12 protein-coding genes are annotated in these 17,148 nt (G+C 40.0%); 9 read left to right on the forward strand and 3 right to left on the reverse strand.

What is annotated here, in order from left to right:
- Positions 1 to 8 precede the first annotated feature (8 nt).
- The 9 genes from A9970_RS16480 to gldN all read left to right on the forward strand — a co-directional run bounded on the left by A9970_RS16480 (position 9) and on the right by gldN (position 10,792).
- Entirely contained in the window at positions 9 to 860 is an 852-nt protein-coding gene (locus A9970_RS16480) for an aldose 1-epimerase family protein (protein WP_182983072.1), read from the forward strand.
- Between the two features lie 12 nt (positions 861 to 872).
- A complete protein-coding gene (locus tag A9970_RS16485) occupies positions 873 to 2,825 on the forward strand; it encodes a nucleoside-diphosphate sugar epimerase/dehydratase (RefSeq protein WP_182983073.1) in 1,953 nt (650 codons plus the stop codon).
- Between the two features lie 28 nt (positions 2,826 to 2,853).
- Entirely contained in the window at positions 2,854 to 3,813 is a 960-nt protein-coding gene (locus A9970_RS16490) for a glycosyltransferase family 4 protein (protein WP_182983074.1), read from the forward strand.
- Between the two features lie 10 nt (positions 3,814 to 3,823).
- Positions 3,824 to 4,246, forward strand: coding sequence for a WxcM-like domain-containing protein (locus tag A9970_RS16495; protein WP_182983075.1), 423 nt, complete (start codon positions 3,824 to 3,826; stop codon positions 4,244 to 4,246).
- Between the two features lie 145 nt (positions 4,247 to 4,391).
- Positions 4,392 to 5,177: a polysaccharide biosynthesis/export family protein gene (locus tag A9970_RS16500; RefSeq protein ID WP_182983076.1), complete on the forward strand. Its 786-nt coding sequence runs from the start codon at positions 4,392 to 4,394 to the stop codon at positions 5,175 to 5,177.
- 8 nt (positions 5,178 to 5,185) lie between these two features.
- Entirely contained in the window at positions 5,186 to 7,591 is a 2,406-nt protein-coding gene (locus A9970_RS16505; protein WP_182983077.1) for a polysaccharide biosynthesis tyrosine autokinase, read from the forward strand.
- 193 nt (positions 7,592 to 7,784) lie between these two features.
- The gene (locus A9970_RS16510; RefSeq protein ID WP_182983078.1) at positions 7,785 to 8,477 is read left to right on the forward strand and encodes an outer membrane beta-barrel protein; all 693 of its coding nucleotides are present in this window, start codon (positions 7,785 to 7,787) and stop codon (positions 8,475 to 8,477) included.
- Between the two features lie 21 nt (positions 8,478 to 8,498).
- A complete protein-coding gene (locus tag A9970_RS16515; protein WP_182983079.1) occupies positions 8,499 to 9,797 on the forward strand; it encodes an SUMF1/EgtB/PvdO family nonheme iron enzyme in 1,299 nt (432 codons plus the stop codon).
- A gap of 29 nt (positions 9,798 to 9,826) precedes the next feature.
- A complete protein-coding gene (gene gldN / locus A9970_RS16520; protein ID WP_182983080.1) occupies positions 9,827 to 10,792 on the forward strand; it encodes a gliding motility protein GldN in 966 nt (321 codons plus the stop codon).
- A 46-nt stretch (positions 10,793 to 10,838) separates the two neighbouring features.
- Here the strand turns inward: gldN and A9970_RS16525 are convergent, their stop codons facing one another.
- From A9970_RS16525 to A9970_RS16535, 3 genes are all read right to left on the reverse strand, one after another.
- A complete protein-coding gene (locus A9970_RS16525) occupies positions 10,839 to 11,942 on the reverse strand; it encodes a nucleotidyltransferase family protein (RefSeq protein ID WP_182983081.1) in 1,104 nt (367 codons plus the stop codon).
- A gap of 250 nt (positions 11,943 to 12,192) precedes the next feature.
- Complete coding sequence (locus A9970_RS16530; protein WP_182983082.1) at positions 12,193 to 13,875, reverse strand: RagB/SusD family nutrient uptake outer membrane protein; 1,683 nt, start codon at positions 13,873 to 13,875, stop codon at positions 12,193 to 12,195.
- Between the two features lie 11 nt (positions 13,876 to 13,886).
- Positions 13,887 to 16,865, reverse strand: coding sequence for a SusC/RagA family TonB-linked outer membrane protein (locus tag A9970_RS16535; protein ID WP_182983083.1), 2,979 nt, complete (start codon positions 16,863 to 16,865; stop codon positions 13,887 to 13,889).
- Between the last annotated feature and the right edge of the window lie 283 nt (positions 16,866 to 17,148).

Here is a 17,148-nt window from a genome sequence, read left to right on the forward strand (position 1 = left end):
TTTGATTGATGCATACGATTGAGAATGAATTTTTTAGGGTTGGGATAACACAGAAAGGTGCGGAATTACGGTCTGCCGTGGACAAAGGTGATAATTATGAATGGATATGGCAGGCCGATGAGCGATACTGGGCAAAATCTAGTCCAATCCTTTTTCCTATAGTAGGCGCATTGAAGGAAGGTCGGTTTATATACAGCGGACAATCCTACAGTCTGCCTAGGCACGGCTTTGCTCGCGATAACAGTTTCGAGCTTGTGGAAAAGACAGAAACAAGTATTGTTTTTTCTTTTCAAGCCAATGAAACTACACGATATTGTTTTCCTTTTGAATTTTCTTTGCGAATAAAGTATGAATTGAAGGGAAACAGGCTGGAAGTCAGTTATGCTGTTCTCAATCAAGGGACAGAGGAAATCTATTTTTCGCTAGGCGCCCACCCTGCATTTAATTGTTCATACGATCAGGTTGATACGAGATGTTATATAGAATTCCCCGCAGATGATAGGGTGGAACGGTATTTTCTTCATGATAATTTGCTGTCTAAAACTTATAATAAGATCAAATTAGAAAATCACTGTCTATTTCTCAATAAGGACACTTTTAAAGAGGATGCATGGATACTTAAAAATCTAAATTCCACTTCGGTCCGCTTAAAATCCGACAATAAACAGCTGATATTTTCCTTTGAAGGGTTCCCATATTTTGGATTATGGTCTGTGCCGGGTAGTTCTTTTATTTGTTTGGAGCCATGGCAGGGTTTACCAGACCATATTAATCACAATTTGCTGTTTTCCGAGAAAGAGGGAATTGTAAAGCTTGACGGAACGAAGTCATGGGAAGCAAAATGGAGTATAGCAATATAACACAACATAAAGATGGAAATTAGGGATAAGCAAAATGATAGTGGAGATCGTCTTAAGGGATTTCTCCGGAAAGATGGACCGCGCTGGTTGGTGTTTCTAATCGACCTTTTTATAGTTTGGTTCAATTTTGTTTTGAGCTATATTCTGGTTATGAAGCATCGCGGTGAAATTTCGTGGCCTATTATGTTATTGGAGTCTGCGATCATGTCTTCAATTTATGTTCTTGTCTTCATTTGGTTTAAGCCTTATCAAAGTATTGTAAGACGTACGGGCTTGCGCGATCTCAAATTAATTGGAAATTGTATCGCCGTTGCGTTTATTATCGGAGTTTCTTTGTCTTACCTATGGGAAACTATTGTTTCGAACCCAATTGAGAGCCGTTACTATGTTTCCCAAACCCAGCTGCTGTTTCATGCCCTTTTAACTGGGATTTCCATGGCATCCGTTCGTTTGCTCTATAAAACAGCATATCATAGCTTTTTCTGGAACAGCAGACAGAATGCGATCCCGGTTATTTTATTCGGTGCAGGAAATATGGGTCACAATACGTATAATTTATTGCAATTAGGTTCTCGAAATCGCTATAAAGTAGTCGCTATCATTGACGATAATCCCAATAGAATAGGCCGTTATATTCAAGGGATTCGCGTCAGACCGCTTGAAGAACTGAATGAGAAATTGCTGGAGCGCATAGGAGGGGCGCAGGAATTGGTTATTGCAATTGATAATTCATCGCCAGAACGACTAAAGAATATTTCATCGAAAGCTGAGTTGCTCCCAATTAAAATTAAGATCATTCCTAACTCTGCGGCTTTATTAGAAGGAAATGTTGCTGCCCAGCAAATCAGGGCTTTAAAAGTTTCAGATCTTCTCGGCCGCAAAGCGATACAGCTTGACAATCCTATTATTAAGGAGGCGTTGGCTGATAAAGTAGTTCTTGTTACAGGAGGTGCAGGATCTATCGGTTCAGAATTAGTGCGTCAAATTGCATTAGTTACGAGACATTTAATTGTCCTGGATCAGGCTGAATCTGCATTGTATGATATACAACAAGAACTGCGTTCTAATCCTTTTTTTGAACATTTCAATTTTATAGTTGGGGATGTTCGCGATAAGGATTTCATGGAAAGTGTATTTCAGCACTATCGACCTGAATTGATTTTCCATGCTGCTGCATATAAACATGTGCCGTTGATGGAGGCTAATCCTTATGAAGCTATTTGGACTAATATTTTTGGATCCTATAATCTTGCTTTATTAGCAGATAAATATGAAGTCCAAAAATTTGTAATGGTTTCGACGGATAAAGCTGTAAATCCGACCAATGTTATGGGGGCGACAAAGCGTGTTGCGGAAATCGCTGTCAGTGTCGTTAATGAGCATTCAAAAACTAACTTCATTGTAACGCGGTTTGGGAACGTGCTCGGTTCAAATGGATCAGTTATTCCATTGTTCGAAAAGCAGATCGAGAAAGGCGGGCCAATTACGATAACTCATCCGGACATTACACGATATTTTATGACTATTCCAGAAGCCTGTCAGCTTGTGCAGGAAGCGGGCGTAATGGGAAATGGGGGCGAGATATTCGTATTTGATATGGGTGAATCGGTTAAGATAATGGACCTAGCAAAACAGATGATCCGCTTAAAAGGGTTATCTTATCCTGAAGATATCGATATCAAAGTCGTTGGATTGCGACCGGGAGAAAAGATCTACGAGGAATTGTTGGCTAACGGGGAAAATACCGAAAAAACTTATCATGAAAAAATCATGATTGCAAAAGTAAATACCCTAAATTTGGCGGAAAAAAAGGTTATAATTGATAATCTCTGTGATTTAGTTAAGCGGGCTAATCCGATGGATGATAAAATGCAGATGGTTTCTTTGATTAAATCCATTGTGCCGGAGTTTAAATCTCAAAATTCTATTTTTGAAAATCTGGATAATAATTTATTAACAAATTAGTACAGGTTAAACTACAATATTTGAAGTAATGATATATATATTTATTTTAATTGGACTGTTCATTTTGGAGCTTGTATATTTCAAAGTCGCAGACAAATTTAACATAATTGACAAACCGAATGAAAGATCGTCCCACAGTACGATAACATTACGCGGAGGAGGCATAATTTTTTATTTCGCAGCTTTGATCTACTTCGTTCAATCTGGTTTTCAGTATCCTTGGTTTTTTCTTGGATTGTCGTTAATGACCATCATATCTTTTCTTGATGATATATTCACACTTTCCAATAAGGTGCGGCTATTGATTCACTTTGTATCGGTGTTGTTAATGACTTATCAGTTAGAAGTATTTTCCATGCCTTGGTATTATCTCCTCCTTACATTTATCATTATTGTAGGTGTTATTAATGCGTATAATTTTATGGATGGGATCAATGGCATTACAGCATGTTATAGCTTATCGGTTGGCGTTTTACTCTCGATTGTCAATAATAAGCTGATGTTTATAGACCAAAATTTGTTAACTTATTCCCTATTAGGGGTGATCGTTTTTTCTTTTTTCAACTTTAGGATGAAGGCTAAGTGTTTCGCCGGTGACGTTGGGTCTGTAGCTATTGCTTACATTCTACTTTTTGCATTAGGCGCTCTTATAATGAAAACCGGTAATTTGATTTATATCTTATTTTTAGCTGTTTACGGATTAGACGCAGTTTGGACTATTATTAGAAGATTATTACGCAGAGAAAATATTTTTGAAGCACATCGTTCTCATTTATATCAATTCTTGGCTAATGAAGCAAAGGTGAATAAACTTTTAGTCTCTTTTGTCTATGGACTATTACAATTTATTGTTGGATATTTGGTTATCCAATACGCTGATGCTTCAGTCTATTTGCAACTTATATTTGCTATTGTTTTACTCACTTTCTTAAGCGCAGTCTATTTGATATTAAAAACATATATTGTAAAAAAATACGCAATTCATTAATATGATAAGCATGGAACCAAATACAATCCAAGGTGGAATAGCGCAGGATGAACGAGGGTCAATTCGTTTTGTAAATGAATTTGATATGAGTCCAGTCAAACGGTTTTATATTATAAGGAATGTAGATACAGAGTTGACTCGAGGTTGGCGAGGACATAAAATTGAGCAAAGATGGTTTTATGTACTTTCAGGAGAATTTTCATTAGATTTGGTGAAAATCGACAATTGGGCAAAGCCCGATCAATCATTACCAATTCATAATATCGTATTAAGAGCTGCGGAAATGAAGGTGCTGAATGTGCCAAATGGCTATGCAACAGCCTTTAGGGCGTTGGAACAGGATAGTGAATTGTTGGTTTATGCAGATTATCCTTTATCGCATGCTGTAGAAGATGATTTTACCTGGCCTGTGGAATATTTTAAATCAATTTAGATTATTCGAAGGTGAAAATTTTTCAGGCACAAATTTTGCTTATTGGCTTGCGTTTTGTAAACGTCAACGAATTTCAAGTATTTGTAAAAAAAATATAATTTTGTCAATTAGATAATAGCAATCAATTCAAATTAGAAATAAAAACATGCAATCAATTTTAAAGTATGGCCTATCAATGGGGCTCTTTTGCGCCTTGATAATTATATTATTTAGTTCATGTGGATCAAGGAAAAAAATGGTTTATCTGCAAAATGATTCGACGCAGATAAATACTTTATATGATCAGTATGTCCCCAAAATTCAGGTGAATGATATCCTGACTGTTGTGGTAACAGCTGCTGATCCTAAAGTGACAGCGCCATTCAACCCTATAAGTTCAATAGCAAACGGAAATATGTCCCAAAATACTGATATGGCTTTGCGACCAACTTATACAGTAGATAATGATGGTAATATAACTTTACCAATGTTAGGTAAAACCAAAGTTGTTGGTTTGACACGCGTTGAAGCAATTGAGAAGATTCGATTAGAGCTTGAGAAGTATATAAAAGATCCAGGAGTTAATATAAATTTTAATAACTTCCGGGTTTCAGTATTAGGCGAAGTCGCTAGGCCGGGATCATTTGTTTTACCATCTGAAAGGGTGACGGTATTGGAAGCTCTTGGTATGGCTGGAGATCTGACTATTCGAGGAGTACGGGAAAATGTAATGGTCATTCGCGAAGTGAACGGTCAGAAGACGATGAATCGCTTAGATCTTACAAAGCAAAGCACGCTAAACTCGCCTTATTATTATTTAGCCCAGAACGATGTTATATATGTTGAGCCTAATCAAGCTCAGATCAATAGTTCGAAATTAGGCGCAAATACAAATATTATAATTTCGATATCAAGTCTTTTAATTACCGTCATATCAATATTGACCCGATAATATTATCTATGGAACAGAAATCTATACATCTTAAAGAAGATAAGGAAGAAGAAGTTAATTTAAGGCAGTTATTTGAGCAATATGCCTTCTATTGGAAATGGTTTGTAATTTCCGTTATTCTTTCTTTGGCAGTCGCAGTAGTTTATTTGCGTTATGCGCAGAAGACTTATAGCACAACTGCAAAGATCTTGTTGAGAGATGAACGAAGCGCATCTGCTGGAGAATTGGCTGGGATTGCAGAGTTAAGCAGTAGCATGGGGTTTGGAGGTTCTAGATCTGCTTTCGTGACTGATCAGATTGAAGTACTGACTTCTAGAAGACTGATGCGAAAAGTAGTGGATCAGCATCACCTCAATATAATTTATGAGAAAAAAGGTAATATAAGGTCTTCTGAACTGTTGGAAAGAGATATGCCTTTTTACATACAACCACAAGGGAATTTGGATAGTGTAAGGTTATCAATTAAGGTAAGTTTGGACGAGAAGTTGAATTTAAAGATTACTAATACGACTACTGACGAGAAAATAACTGCAGGTTTCGATAAGATAGTTAAGATAGGTAAAAATTCAATTATTTTTCGGCGTAACGGCTCTTTTCCATTAAATAGGAATGATGATTTTGAGATTAAAGTTATTCCTAGAGACTGGGCCGTAGATCTTAACTTAAGCTCGATTTTGATTTCTCCAAGTAAAGAAATGCAATCTTACATTGTAAACTTTGCTATGGTTTCCACATTAGGGAAAAAGGCAGAATTAGTGTTGAATAGTCTTATAGAAACATATAATGCCGACCTGACAAATGATAAACTTCGAATGACGCGCGCAACTTCTGATTTTATTAATAAGAGACTGGTATTGATTTCAAAAGATCTTTCCGGTGCTGATGAAGAAGCCGCGGAGTTTAAGACGTCCAATTCGATGGTGGATATGGCAACTGAAGCAGGAGTATTTCTCAATAATGCCTCTGAAAATGATAAGAAAGTTTTGGAATACCGCACGCAATTGCAGCTCGTTGATCATATGAATGATTTTTTGAGAAATCAAAAGCCAGGCAAGTTGTTGCCATCAAATATAGGCCTTCAAGATGCATCTATTGTTTCAACAATAGCAGAGTATAATAAACTTGTATTGGAAAGAGATGATTTATTAAAATCTGCATCAGAATTAAATCCCACAGTGGTAGCTTTGAATGAGAATATTGAAGAAAGTGATAAAAATATACGACAATCTCTCGATAACTATCAGAAAGTAACGAAGCTAGCATTAAATAGTATTGAAAGGAAATCTAATGAAATTAAGGGACGCATAAGTTCTATTCCAAATCAGGAACAAGGATTTAAAAAAATCTCTAGACAGCAGCAGATTGTAGAGTCTTTGTATTTATTATTATTGCAAAAACGAGAAGAAAGTGAAGTCAAAGCTGCGGCGACTCCAGATAACTTAAAAATCATTGATGCTGCGTACAATAATGGCGTACCTGTCTCTCCGCGTGGAGTCATTATCCTCTTTTCAGCCCTGATTATTGGTTTTCTAATTCCATTCGCACTTATCTACATTAAATTCTTATTGGATAATAAAGTTCATTCTAGAAAAGATATAGAGGATATCGTGAAGGCTCCTGTATTGGGTGAGATTCCTAGTGCAGAGGATACAGTCATTCATTTAAATGACCGCTCTTCTTTGGCTGAAGCATTCCGAATTTTGAGAACCAATATGAACTTTATGTTTGGTGCTGATCAAAAGGAAAGCTCAAAAGTTGTATTTGTTACCTCTACAATTTCGGGGGAGGGAAAATCCTTTGTAACGACAAACCTCGCCCAAATCTTATCGATGTCGGGCAAAAATGTATTATTGATAGGTGCGGATATTCGTAGCCCGAAAGTGTTAGACTATTTGGGTTTATCACACTTACAACATACAAATGTGGGTATTACACAGTTTTTGATCAATCCGGATATGGATGTAGATAACATCATCATTAAAAAACCGGGGAATTATGATTTCGATGTAATTTACTCTGGATATATAGCACCAAATCCTGCTGAACTTTTAATGAACGGACACTTTGACGATGTAATTAAGTATGCACGCGAGCATTATGATTATGTTCTTGTTGATACCGCTCCAGTAAGTTTGGTTACCGACACCTTACTAATTGCTCATAATGCTGACCTTACATTATATGTTTCTAGAGCAAATTATCTGGACAAACGCTTATTACAGGTACCTCGAGAGTTATATGTTGATGGCAAGTTGAAAAACTTGGCTGCAATAGTCAATGATGTTGATTTTGCAAAAGGCTATGGTTACGGCTATGGCTATGGCTATGGCTACGGTTATGGCGATAAAGGGAAGAAGAAAACAGGGATCGCTAAAATTTGGCAGGATCTTAAAGATCGACTAAATATAAAATAAATTTTAGATCATCGAATTTTTGGCCTTATTGTTGTTTAACCCCAAGTCGATACTTCGACTTGGGGTTTGTTTTTTACAATAAAGGCTGAGCACCGTCGTTTTTAATTATATCGTTTTGATTGCTTAGATTGATATGCGATCTATTCGACCTAACCTTAAGAGTTCTTTTATCGGTGAAAAATAAATTATACAAATGAAAAAACAGTTACTATGCGCTTTTGTGGCCTTACTGTCTTTGATGGCTAAGACTGCTTTCGGACAGTTTTCTCGACCTATCAGTGTAGGGGCGGGGGCAGGTGTTGCTTTAAATTTTACGGATTTAGCGAATGTCGAACCTAAATTTGCCTTCTATGGGGAGGCTGACTATTTAATCACGCCCTATCTATCTGTTGGATTGCGAGGTGAAAAAGGAACTTTAGCCGGTAATGGATATGACAGTAAATTTAAAAACAGATATTTTGCTGGCAATATAAATGGCAAAATCCGTATAGGCCAATTTATGGGTCATCCTGATAACTATAGTTATTATACGTTAGAAGCCAATACTTTGTCAAGAATTTTATCCAATATCTATGTAGGAGCTGGGGCCGGGTTGGTGAAAAATAGAATAAATAGAACAACGTCAAGTTTCTATAAGGATTATCTTGAGAATAATGGAGGTGAACTTTCTACTGATCTGGGCGAAATCCATTTTGTCGTGCCTTTAAATATTGGGGTGGATATTCCATTTGGCCGCACGTTGTATGGACCTCAATGGGCAATCAACATTAATTACCAACATACTTTAACAACAAATGATAACCTTGACGGGATCAAGAATAAAAGCAATGACCAATATGGCTTTGTTTCCTTGGGAGTCAAATATGCGCTATTCAATCGTAAGTAAGCTAATTGAAAAAATAAACGTATGAAAAATATATTTAAAGCGAATTATAAGCGTCAGCTGTTTGGGCTATTGGCTTTTGCTATATTAATTGGCTTCGCTGCCTGTAAGTCTAATTCCGCTATGTATAAGGCGCCAAAGGTAAATGCTTTTAAGGGCGGTAAGTTGCCCCCGCCACCGGGAATGGTGTATATTCCTTCCGGAACAATACTTTTTAAAGGCTCATTGGATAGTGGAAATGTGGGTAAGAACGTTAGTGTAAGCGCTTTCTTTATAGACGAAACCGAAGTAACCAATAAACAGTACCGTGAATTTGTCAATTGGGTAGCTGATTCTGTAGCCGTAACGGATTACCTGCAGGATGATAGTTATTTTTTGGATATTGCTGGAGAGGAAGTTGGTCAGAAACGTATTAATTGGGCCAAAGTCAAGAAAGTTTCTCCGCTTTGGAAGAGTAACGATCCGACTGTTCAGGAGCGTTTGGCTCCTATGTTGGAGATGCGAGGGAATAGACGGGCACTCAATCCAGAAGTGATTAAGTACAGGTTCTCCTATTTGCAGTCGAAAGGAAATATGAAAAAGAAATACGTAACAGATACAGTTTCGGTAATGCCCATAGAGGATATATGGACCAAAGATTTTCCAAATTCGCAGCTTGCATCGCTAGATGCGAATTATTTTACCCATCCTTCGTTTGACTATTATCCCGTTGTAGGGGTCACATGGAGACAAGCTCGTGCTTTCACAGATTGGCGCGCTAATGAAATGGCTGCAACAGTATTAAAAAACTCGTATTTAAATGGTTATCAGCTAAGTCTTAGTCTTCCTACGGAAGCCCAGTGGCAATATGCGGCTTCTGGTAAATTGGACCCTCAGGATACAATAGCAGGTTCTCGTATGACGATTGATGGAACGGAAGGTAAAAAGAAATTAGCAGTAAACTTCAAGCAGGGCGAGGGGACATATTCCCGTGACGGTGCAACCTTTACATTGCCTGTTAAATCCTATATGCCAAATGCTTTTGGCGTTTATAATATGGCGGGAAATGTATCTGAGTGGACTTTGGATGCGTATAGCCCCTCTGCAGTCGTGTTTGTAAATGATTTAAACCCCGCTTTATTATATGATGCGGATCCAAAGGATGGTGATGCGCTCAAACGTAAGGTGGTACGTGGCGGTTCCTGGAAAGATAATGGTGAGCAGCTGAATAGTGAAACCAGAAACTATTCCGTAGATTATGAGCCACATTCCTATATCGGTTTCCGTTGTGTGATGTCGGCGTTTGAAATGCCTACTGTACAAAGTAAAACACGGAAGTATTAATTCATTGATCACCATATAAATTAAACGTGATGAACATAAAAATATTGACGACAGTTTTGATGGGATTAGGCATTGGAACTGTTACAGCACAAGAAAATATAATTCCCGATACCTTTAATGTAAACGTTTCTCAGGATGTTATCCAAGATACTATTCCGACAACAGATGGATTCTATCAGGCAAATAATATGGAAGATGCTGTGCCTTTTGCTTATCCAGAGGTGAATAAAAAGAATATTCGTTTTTATAAACGCGTCTGGCGAGATATAGACCTGAAAGATGAGAAGAACGCCATATTGGCTGTGCCCGGTAATTCTTTAATAGAGGTGGTTATGAAAGCCATTGAAAAGGGAAAACTATCGTTATATAGCCCAGACGATGATTCTTTTAAAGGAAGATTAAGTGCACAGGAGGGGATGGCAAGATTTGCAGATAGCGTGCTTGTGCCCATTTTTGATGGTGAAGGAAACCAGATTGACTCCAAAATGGCGCTGAATGAATTTGATCCTGCTCGTGTGACTAAGTTCCGGGTAAAAGAGGATATCTTTTTCGATAAACAGCGCAGTAGGCTTGAAACGCGTATTATCGGCGTGGCTCCTCTGATGAATATAACAACTTCGGCTGAACTGGCAGAATCGGTAGGTGCTACACCAGCTTTTTGGCTTTACTTTCCACAGCTACGTTATGCCTTGGTTCAGGTCGATATCTCCGATCCGGACAAGGGGCTTTATGAAATGAGCATGGATGATTTTTTCGTACAGAACAAGTTTGCAAGCACAATTGTACGTGAATCCTCCCCAGGGATGTTACAGAATCTAAAAGATACCGAAAATGGAGGGCAGCAGCTTGATGGAAAGAAAGTTGAGGAGAAGCTGGATGCTTATAAGAAAAAATTATGGAGTAATCCAAAAGGTGTAAAGGCCGAAGAGCTTGAAGGGAATCAAACTCAGCTCCAAAAGAAAGAAAGCAGTACTCCTACTGAACAGAAATTATAACTCTATTATAAAAAGACTTCCCGAATAGGCAAGTCTTTTTATATTTTTAATCGCTGTCTTTGCCAATAAATCTGGAATAGGAGTGGACTAGCGTGAAGAAAAAAACTTCTTGCGGCGCATACTTCACATATCTCTTAAAGTTTTTCCATAATCTTTTAGGACCTTCTGGGAGTGAGGATATGGCATTGATAATCTTACCATCTTCGAACCGCTCATCATGAAAGCCAAAATTGCCCGAATACCAAATTTCAGTCATCATCCAATCTGCATCTAAATTTTCAGGGTAAGGAAAAGGAATTTCATCGATTGGTAATCCCAGATACTCAACTAAAATCTTATGCAGTAAATGTATCCAATCTATAATGCCGCTTTTGGTATACATTTCCAATAAATCTTCTTTATTAATCGTCGTATGGGATGTATGGTATAAACGAGCTGAATCGCATAATTGGCGTAAACCGATACCAAAAGAAATCATATGTTTTAATATATGTCCATTCACTTGGAGGAGCTGCAATTCTGGAGCAAGTAAGCGAATAGAAGTGTCTTCGATCGTTAGTGTTTGCTCCAAATCTCTATAATCTTCTTTTAATCTACGCAGATAGTTAAGTTTAAATGGGCTCCTGATATCAAACAATTTCTTATGATGTTCGATGCAGATATTCCTCCATGCATAGTCAAGACTAAACCCTACAGTGTCACGAAATTTTATTGAATTCTTTTTTAGATAATCTCGAGCTTCAGCATATCCATTGTTATCAAAATACCAGTCTACATCTCCGCATGTGCGGTGGTTGGGGATGCGATAGCAGGAAGCTATGCCCTGTCCTTTTAACAAAATAGGTCTGAGGCCCATTGCACTAAAAAGGGTGAATTGCTCTGCAATCACAGTATTCATCTTTTCATTCTGTCTTTCAATATTATCCATGCGAACAACCCATTTCATTCTAAGGGACTGGGGAGGAAGCTGCTGTTCCTCTAAAAAAGAAAAGCTATCGTAAATAATGCCTTCAACTGTATGATTTATGGCATATTTTCGGATTGTATTCCAATCTTCCGAGGTCATGGGCTGTGTCATTGATAGTCGACCTTTACCCCAAAGACCTATACGTAATAATTGAAAAAAAATATCCTTAAGCTGATTACTCATTTAGATGTATAATATCAAATTGTTATGCTAATATAATAAATTTACAGTTTAAGCTGTATGAATGTTCTAAATACAAGTGGGAAATGGTTATGGGGAGCTTAGGTTTCAATTCGTTGATGCCTTAAAAATAAAGGTTGGAAACTAAGTTCCCAACCTTTTTGCACTTACAAAATATACCTAAATATTTTCAAAGATACATTAATAATTAAATTAAGGAGCATATAATTAAGTGAAATGCCCCATGTCAATTTTAGTATCCCGGATTCTGTGCCAGACTGCTATTGCCAGCAATAGCTTGGTTGGGCACTGGGAAACGATTCAGATGTGCGGAGGTACTTGGATTATGATCCCACCACTTTTCCGTAGTAAAAGTTTTCCACCGGATCAGATCTGTACGTCGCCGACCTTCCCCTAAAAACTCAATACTCCATTCATCCAAAATACGGTACTTGTCCATATTGGCAGCAGTCACGGGATTAGGATCGGTAGCATTGACAAAGTTTCTCTTTCGGACGGTATTGAATAGTTCTGCAGCCTTTTCCTTGTTCCCTAATCTGTAATCACATTCGGCAAGCATATAGTAAACCTCTGCCAATCGGATAATCGGCATATCAGCTCCCCAGCGTAAAGTGTTGTTCGCGAGATTTGGGATCGGCACCTTCACAAGCCGTACACCTGTGTTTTCCTCGCCTTCGGACATTTTGGAGGGCAGCTGGTCGATCGAACTGTATTTTTTTCCTGGCCCAACTTCTGAAAAGCGGCCGACCTGGTCGACAAAGTTCAAGGGCTTGTCCTTATATTCCTCACCTCCGAGAATAGCCTCGCCGCTCGGTGTTTTATGGGGACCAACGATAAACATGCCCTCATATTGGTCTGAGCCACGGTAAACGTAGGGTGCTTTGCGTAGATCGCCTTGGTCGAAGGTTTCAAAAGGTGAACCTAACTTGAAGTCTGCAGTATAAAGTGAGCCGTTGGGTTTCTTCGACGGCGTCAGGTGGGCCCCATTGTTGCCGCCCATGTCCTGTGCAAAGAACTGTTTCGTGTTGTAATGATAGAAGTCGGCATAAAACCAATTATACTCCAGCATCTTGAATTCGGATGGCATAGACCAAATAATTTCGGGCGATTCATTGTTTTTAAACCCGTGCACTCCGTTCCATTTGGTATCTAGGGCATAATCACCATAAACCTTATTGACAATATCCTGTGCCAATTTTTGGCTTTCAGCATACATCGCTTTGCCGATATAGGCCTCTGCATTGAAGTAGAGCTGTGCCAGCATGGCTGCAGCGGCAGCTTTTCGGATCGCGCCTTCTTCCTTGTCCCCGGCCTTCTTTGCCGGAAGATTTTCAATAGCAGCTTTAAGTAGCTTTTCGATATGGGCAAAAAGTTCCTGATCACTATTGCGTGGTAGGGACTCTTGGTCTAATGACTCGAAAATAGGCATACCGCCAAAATAATCTAATCCACGTAGATAAAAGTAGGCGATCAAGGCATCTAATTGAGCGAGATCTGCTGCTTTCCGCTCGTCACTCAGTGCAAATTTGCCGTAGTCCAATTTGCTCAGATCACTCTTTGTATCCAGTGCGAGGGCAACCCCCATCAGGGTTCCGCGCCAGCTTCCCCAAATCCAGTTGTCATCCGCCGTCCAACGGTGGTAATGATAGCGCTCATTCTCACCACCGTTATACCAATGCCGGCCCTTGGTGGTAATGGCAAAATTGTCGGCTGTATATTCCTGAAGGCGCCAACGGTCTTCGCCCATATACCACTTCGCATGGGTAAATGGTCTAAATAGGGCTGCCTTGATGTCTTTCTCACTTTTGAAAAAGGTGTCCGGCGTGACCGAACTATAAAATTCCTGATCCAATTTGGTGCATCCTGATAGCAATAATGCTACGGATAATGTTGCTATTGAAATATATTTTTTCATCTTTGCTCGCTTTAAAAGTTTACTTGTAATCCCATCATAAAAGTCCTGGTCTTTGGATAGACATTGCGCTCTTCAAATCCCGGTTCAAGACCATTGATATTCGCTTCCGGATCCAGGCCACTGTAGTTGGTAAACACAAAAAGGTCGCGTGCAGTAGCATAGACACGCAGTGCTTTCAGTGGTTTGATCCAATTTTGGTTAAAACGATAACCGATGTTCAGCGCGTCAACCTTCAGAAAAGTGCCTTTTTCCAACCAGTAATCGCTCAACTCTTTTTCACCCTTGATATTTTTATGCTTGTCGTAGGCCTCTTCCAATACATTCTGTCCTTTTACATTGGGCAGGCTATAATACATATTGATCATATTGAACACATCGTGTCCGATCCAGCTACGCATATAGATACTTGCATCCCAGTTTTTATAGGTAAATTGGTTGTTCCAGGAAAGCTGTAAGGTCGGGATCGCATTGCCGACAAAAGACTTGTCGCCCACGGTCTTGTTGCGGTCCCGCACATCAAAGGCATTTCCGTCCTTGTCATAGAGTTTCCAATAGCCGTCATCTGTAAATCCGGCAAATTTCCAGAGGAAAAACTGGCCAATATCCTGCCCTGGGTACAACCTGACCGCCGAGCCTGGCGAACCTGGTGCCGGGAAGTCTTTTCGGTCGGTAAAGGTCTGACTGCCCCATAAGGTATTGAGCCTGCTTTTGTTATGCGAGGCGACAATGCTGGTGGTATAACTGAAATGATCATTGTCTACGGCTTTAAAGTTCAGTTCAAATTCATATCCGGTATTTTGCATGCTACCCACATTCATGGTGGTTTTATCGTGGATCGCCGGCGGTTGGGAAACGCTGATGTCATAAATCAGATCGTCGATCTTGCGTTTGTAGATATCAAAACGACCGCTTAAACGGTTGTTCAGTACAGTGAAATCTAAACCGAGGTTGTATTCCTTTTTGACCTCCCATTTGATATTTGGATTTTGGTTGTGCATAACGCCATAAGTCCTAAACCATTTGCCATCTTGCAAAAACCAGGTGTCGGCGCTATACATCCGGGTGGCAACTTTTGCATCAAAACCTTCATTGCCCGTTTCTCCATAGCCTGCGCGTAATTTTAAGTCATTGATAAATTTGACATCCCGTAAGAAGGATTCCTGGGAAACCCGCCAGCCTGCGGAAAGTCCCGGAAAAAATCCCCATCTGTTTTTAGGCGCAAATTTGCTTGAGCCTTCGTAACGTGCTGTTGCGGTCAGGATATAGCGATCCAGATACGAGTAGTTGACACGGCCGAAAAAGGCGGCAAGTTTGACCCAGGGATTTTTCCATGATCCGATACCTGCACGTCCGTCAGGCAAATAGGTGCCTGTACCCATGTCGTTTTCGCCGATGCCATCGACGGGGAAATTGGAGTTTTCGGCAGAAAATCCCTGTCCGTTAAAATCCTGGTAGCTATAACCTGCCACAGCATTCAGGGAATGAGAGTCCCAACGGTTTGTATAGTTAGCGGTCCATTCAAAGACGCGGTCATTGAACCGGCTATAATATTGTTTGGCAAATCCGTCCACATTGTTCTCCCGCGAAATACGATGCTGTGCCGATCGGTAATAATTGCCATGTTCGCTGTTGTTCTTAATTCCGATGGTTGCGCTTGTGGTCAGATGTTCTGTGAGGTTTAACTTTAAGGTCGCATTGGCCAACAGGTATTTAAATTGCTTTTCATCGCTGCGGAGGCGTGCTTCAGCCACGGGATTCCAGGTGTCATATCCACCTTCTAAGACGTTGTAACCGCTGACATCATTGGCATCGTAAGGTGTTTCCGTAGGATTCATCACCAGGGCCATGTTAAAAATGTCATTGTTGTTAAAGATGTCGCCATTAGAGCCATACGCTTTCACCTGGTTGTAGCTTACATTGGTATTCAATTCCGCAAAGCCATCGAAAAATTTGAAGGCACTATTGATCCGACCGCCGATTTCATCCCGTTTGGAGGTGATCGCCATTCCTTTGGCGTCGCGTTTAGTAAAGGTGGTATAGACATTGGCATTTTCTGAACCGCCGCTGATGTTTGCGACCTGTCGATGGCTAAATGGATTATTGTTGGTAACCTCATCATACCAGTCTGTGCGATGTCCCAGATCTTCACCAAGGCCATATTCCACAAATTTCTCTGCCGATAGGACCTTTGGCCGTTTTCGGATGGATTCGACAAAGTATTCGGAGGTAAAATTCACCTGTGCTTTTCCGATCTGTGGTCGTTTTGTGGTGATCAGGATCACACCGCCAGAGGCACGCGTTCCGTAGATCGCGGCAGCAGAGGCATCGCGCAGCACGTTAATGGATTCAATATCTTCCTTCGCTACGGAGTTGATATCGCCGCCGGGAACGCCGTCAATAACCACGAGGGGTCCCTGTGAGGCATTTACTGAATTGACACCGCGCAATTGCAGGGAAATACCCGCATTAGGGTCGGTTCCATTGGTGGAGATGACACTGAGTCCCGGAACTTTTCCCTGGATCGCCAAAAGGGGAGAGACAGCACCCGCGACCATGTCTTTCTGTTTGATGCTCGAAACGGCACTAGTCAATTCTTTTTTGTCAAGGGAGCCATACCCCACCACAACAGCCTCCTCAAGCTGCTGTGTGTCAGATACTAATTGTACATTCAAACTGGAACCACCCGTATACGTGATTTCCTTGGCGCTAAAGCCGATCATTCGAATGACTAGGACAGCATTTTCCGCCACATTGGCTAGTGTAAACACACCGTTGGCGTCTGTCGAAGTTCGTAGATTGCTGCCCTTCACAGACACCGTGGCTCCGGCTAGGGGATTGCCCTGTTGGTCCTTAACACTGCCCTTGACTGTAGTTTGGGCCTGCTGCACATAGGGTGCATGGGGTAGGGCATAAGCGGCTCCAGCAAAAAAACTGCTGCTGAATAGCAATAATTTAGTAGCCACTTTAAAACTGTTGATTTTAAAATTCATGTGCTAATGTTTATTAAATAATATTGGTTTTTTAAGATATAAGAGCTTGACAGGATTTTTGTGGAATGGTCGATGTCAGCTGTCGGCTCCAGATAAAATGGATATGTTCAAATTCAAGATACTGCATATAATTGGTGTGATATGAACACTAAATTTACAGCATTAGCAGTATAGGCACTGCTGCTTGAGACAATATGAGGATATTTTGAGACGATTTGTGGAGGTTGTCAGATTGTACGATTTCCTTTTTCTTGTTTTTTTTGCTAATAATTTTAGTTTTATT

Origin of the sequence: Sphingobacterium sp. UME9 (genome assembly GCF_014170215.1) — a bacterium.
GTDB lineage: Bacteria > Bacteroidota > Bacteroidia > Sphingobacteriales > Sphingobacteriaceae > Sphingobacterium > Sphingobacterium paramultivorum.

Excerpts from the sequence above, each read along its gene's own strand:
- A9970_RS16480 (WP_182983072.1), top strand. The coding sequence starts at position 9 with ATGCATACGATTGAGAATGAATTTTTTAGGGTTGGGATAACACAGAAA.
- A9970_RS16485 (WP_182983073.1), top strand. The coding sequence starts at position 873 with ATGGAAATTAGGGATAAGCAAAATGATAGTGGAGATCGTCTTAAGGGA.
- A9970_RS16490 (WP_182983074.1), top strand. The coding sequence starts at position 2,854 with ATGATATATATATTTATTTTAATTGGACTGTTCATTTTGGAGCTTGTA.
- A9970_RS16495 (WP_182983075.1), top strand. The coding sequence starts at position 3,824 with ATGGAACCAAATACAATCCAAGGTGGAATAGCGCAGGATGAACGAGGG.
- A9970_RS16500 (WP_182983076.1), top strand. The coding sequence starts at position 4,392 with ATGCAATCAATTTTAAAGTATGGCCTATCAATGGGGCTCTTTTGCGCC.
- A9970_RS16505 (WP_182983077.1), top strand. The coding sequence starts at position 5,186 with ATGGAACAGAAATCTATACATCTTAAAGAAGATAAGGAAGAAGAAGTT.
- A9970_RS16510 (WP_182983078.1), top strand. The coding sequence starts at position 7,785 with ATGAAAAAACAGTTACTATGCGCTTTTGTGGCCTTACTGTCTTTGATG.
- A9970_RS16515 (WP_182983079.1), top strand. The coding sequence starts at position 8,499 with ATGAAAAATATATTTAAAGCGAATTATAAGCGTCAGCTGTTTGGGCTA.
- gldN (WP_182983080.1), top strand. The coding sequence starts at position 9,827 with ATGAACATAAAAATATTGACGACAGTTTTGATGGGATTAGGCATTGGA.
- A9970_RS16525 (WP_182983081.1), bottom strand. The coding sequence starts at position 11,942 with ATGAGTAATCAGCTTAAGGATATTTTTTTTCAATTATTACGTATAGGT.
- A9970_RS16530 (WP_182983082.1), bottom strand. The coding sequence starts at position 13,875 with ATGAAAAAATATATTTCAATAGCAACATTATCCGTAGCATTATTGCTA.
- A9970_RS16535 (WP_182983083.1), bottom strand. The coding sequence starts at position 16,865 with ATGAATTTTAAAATCAACAGTTTTAAAGTGGCTACTAAATTATTGCTA.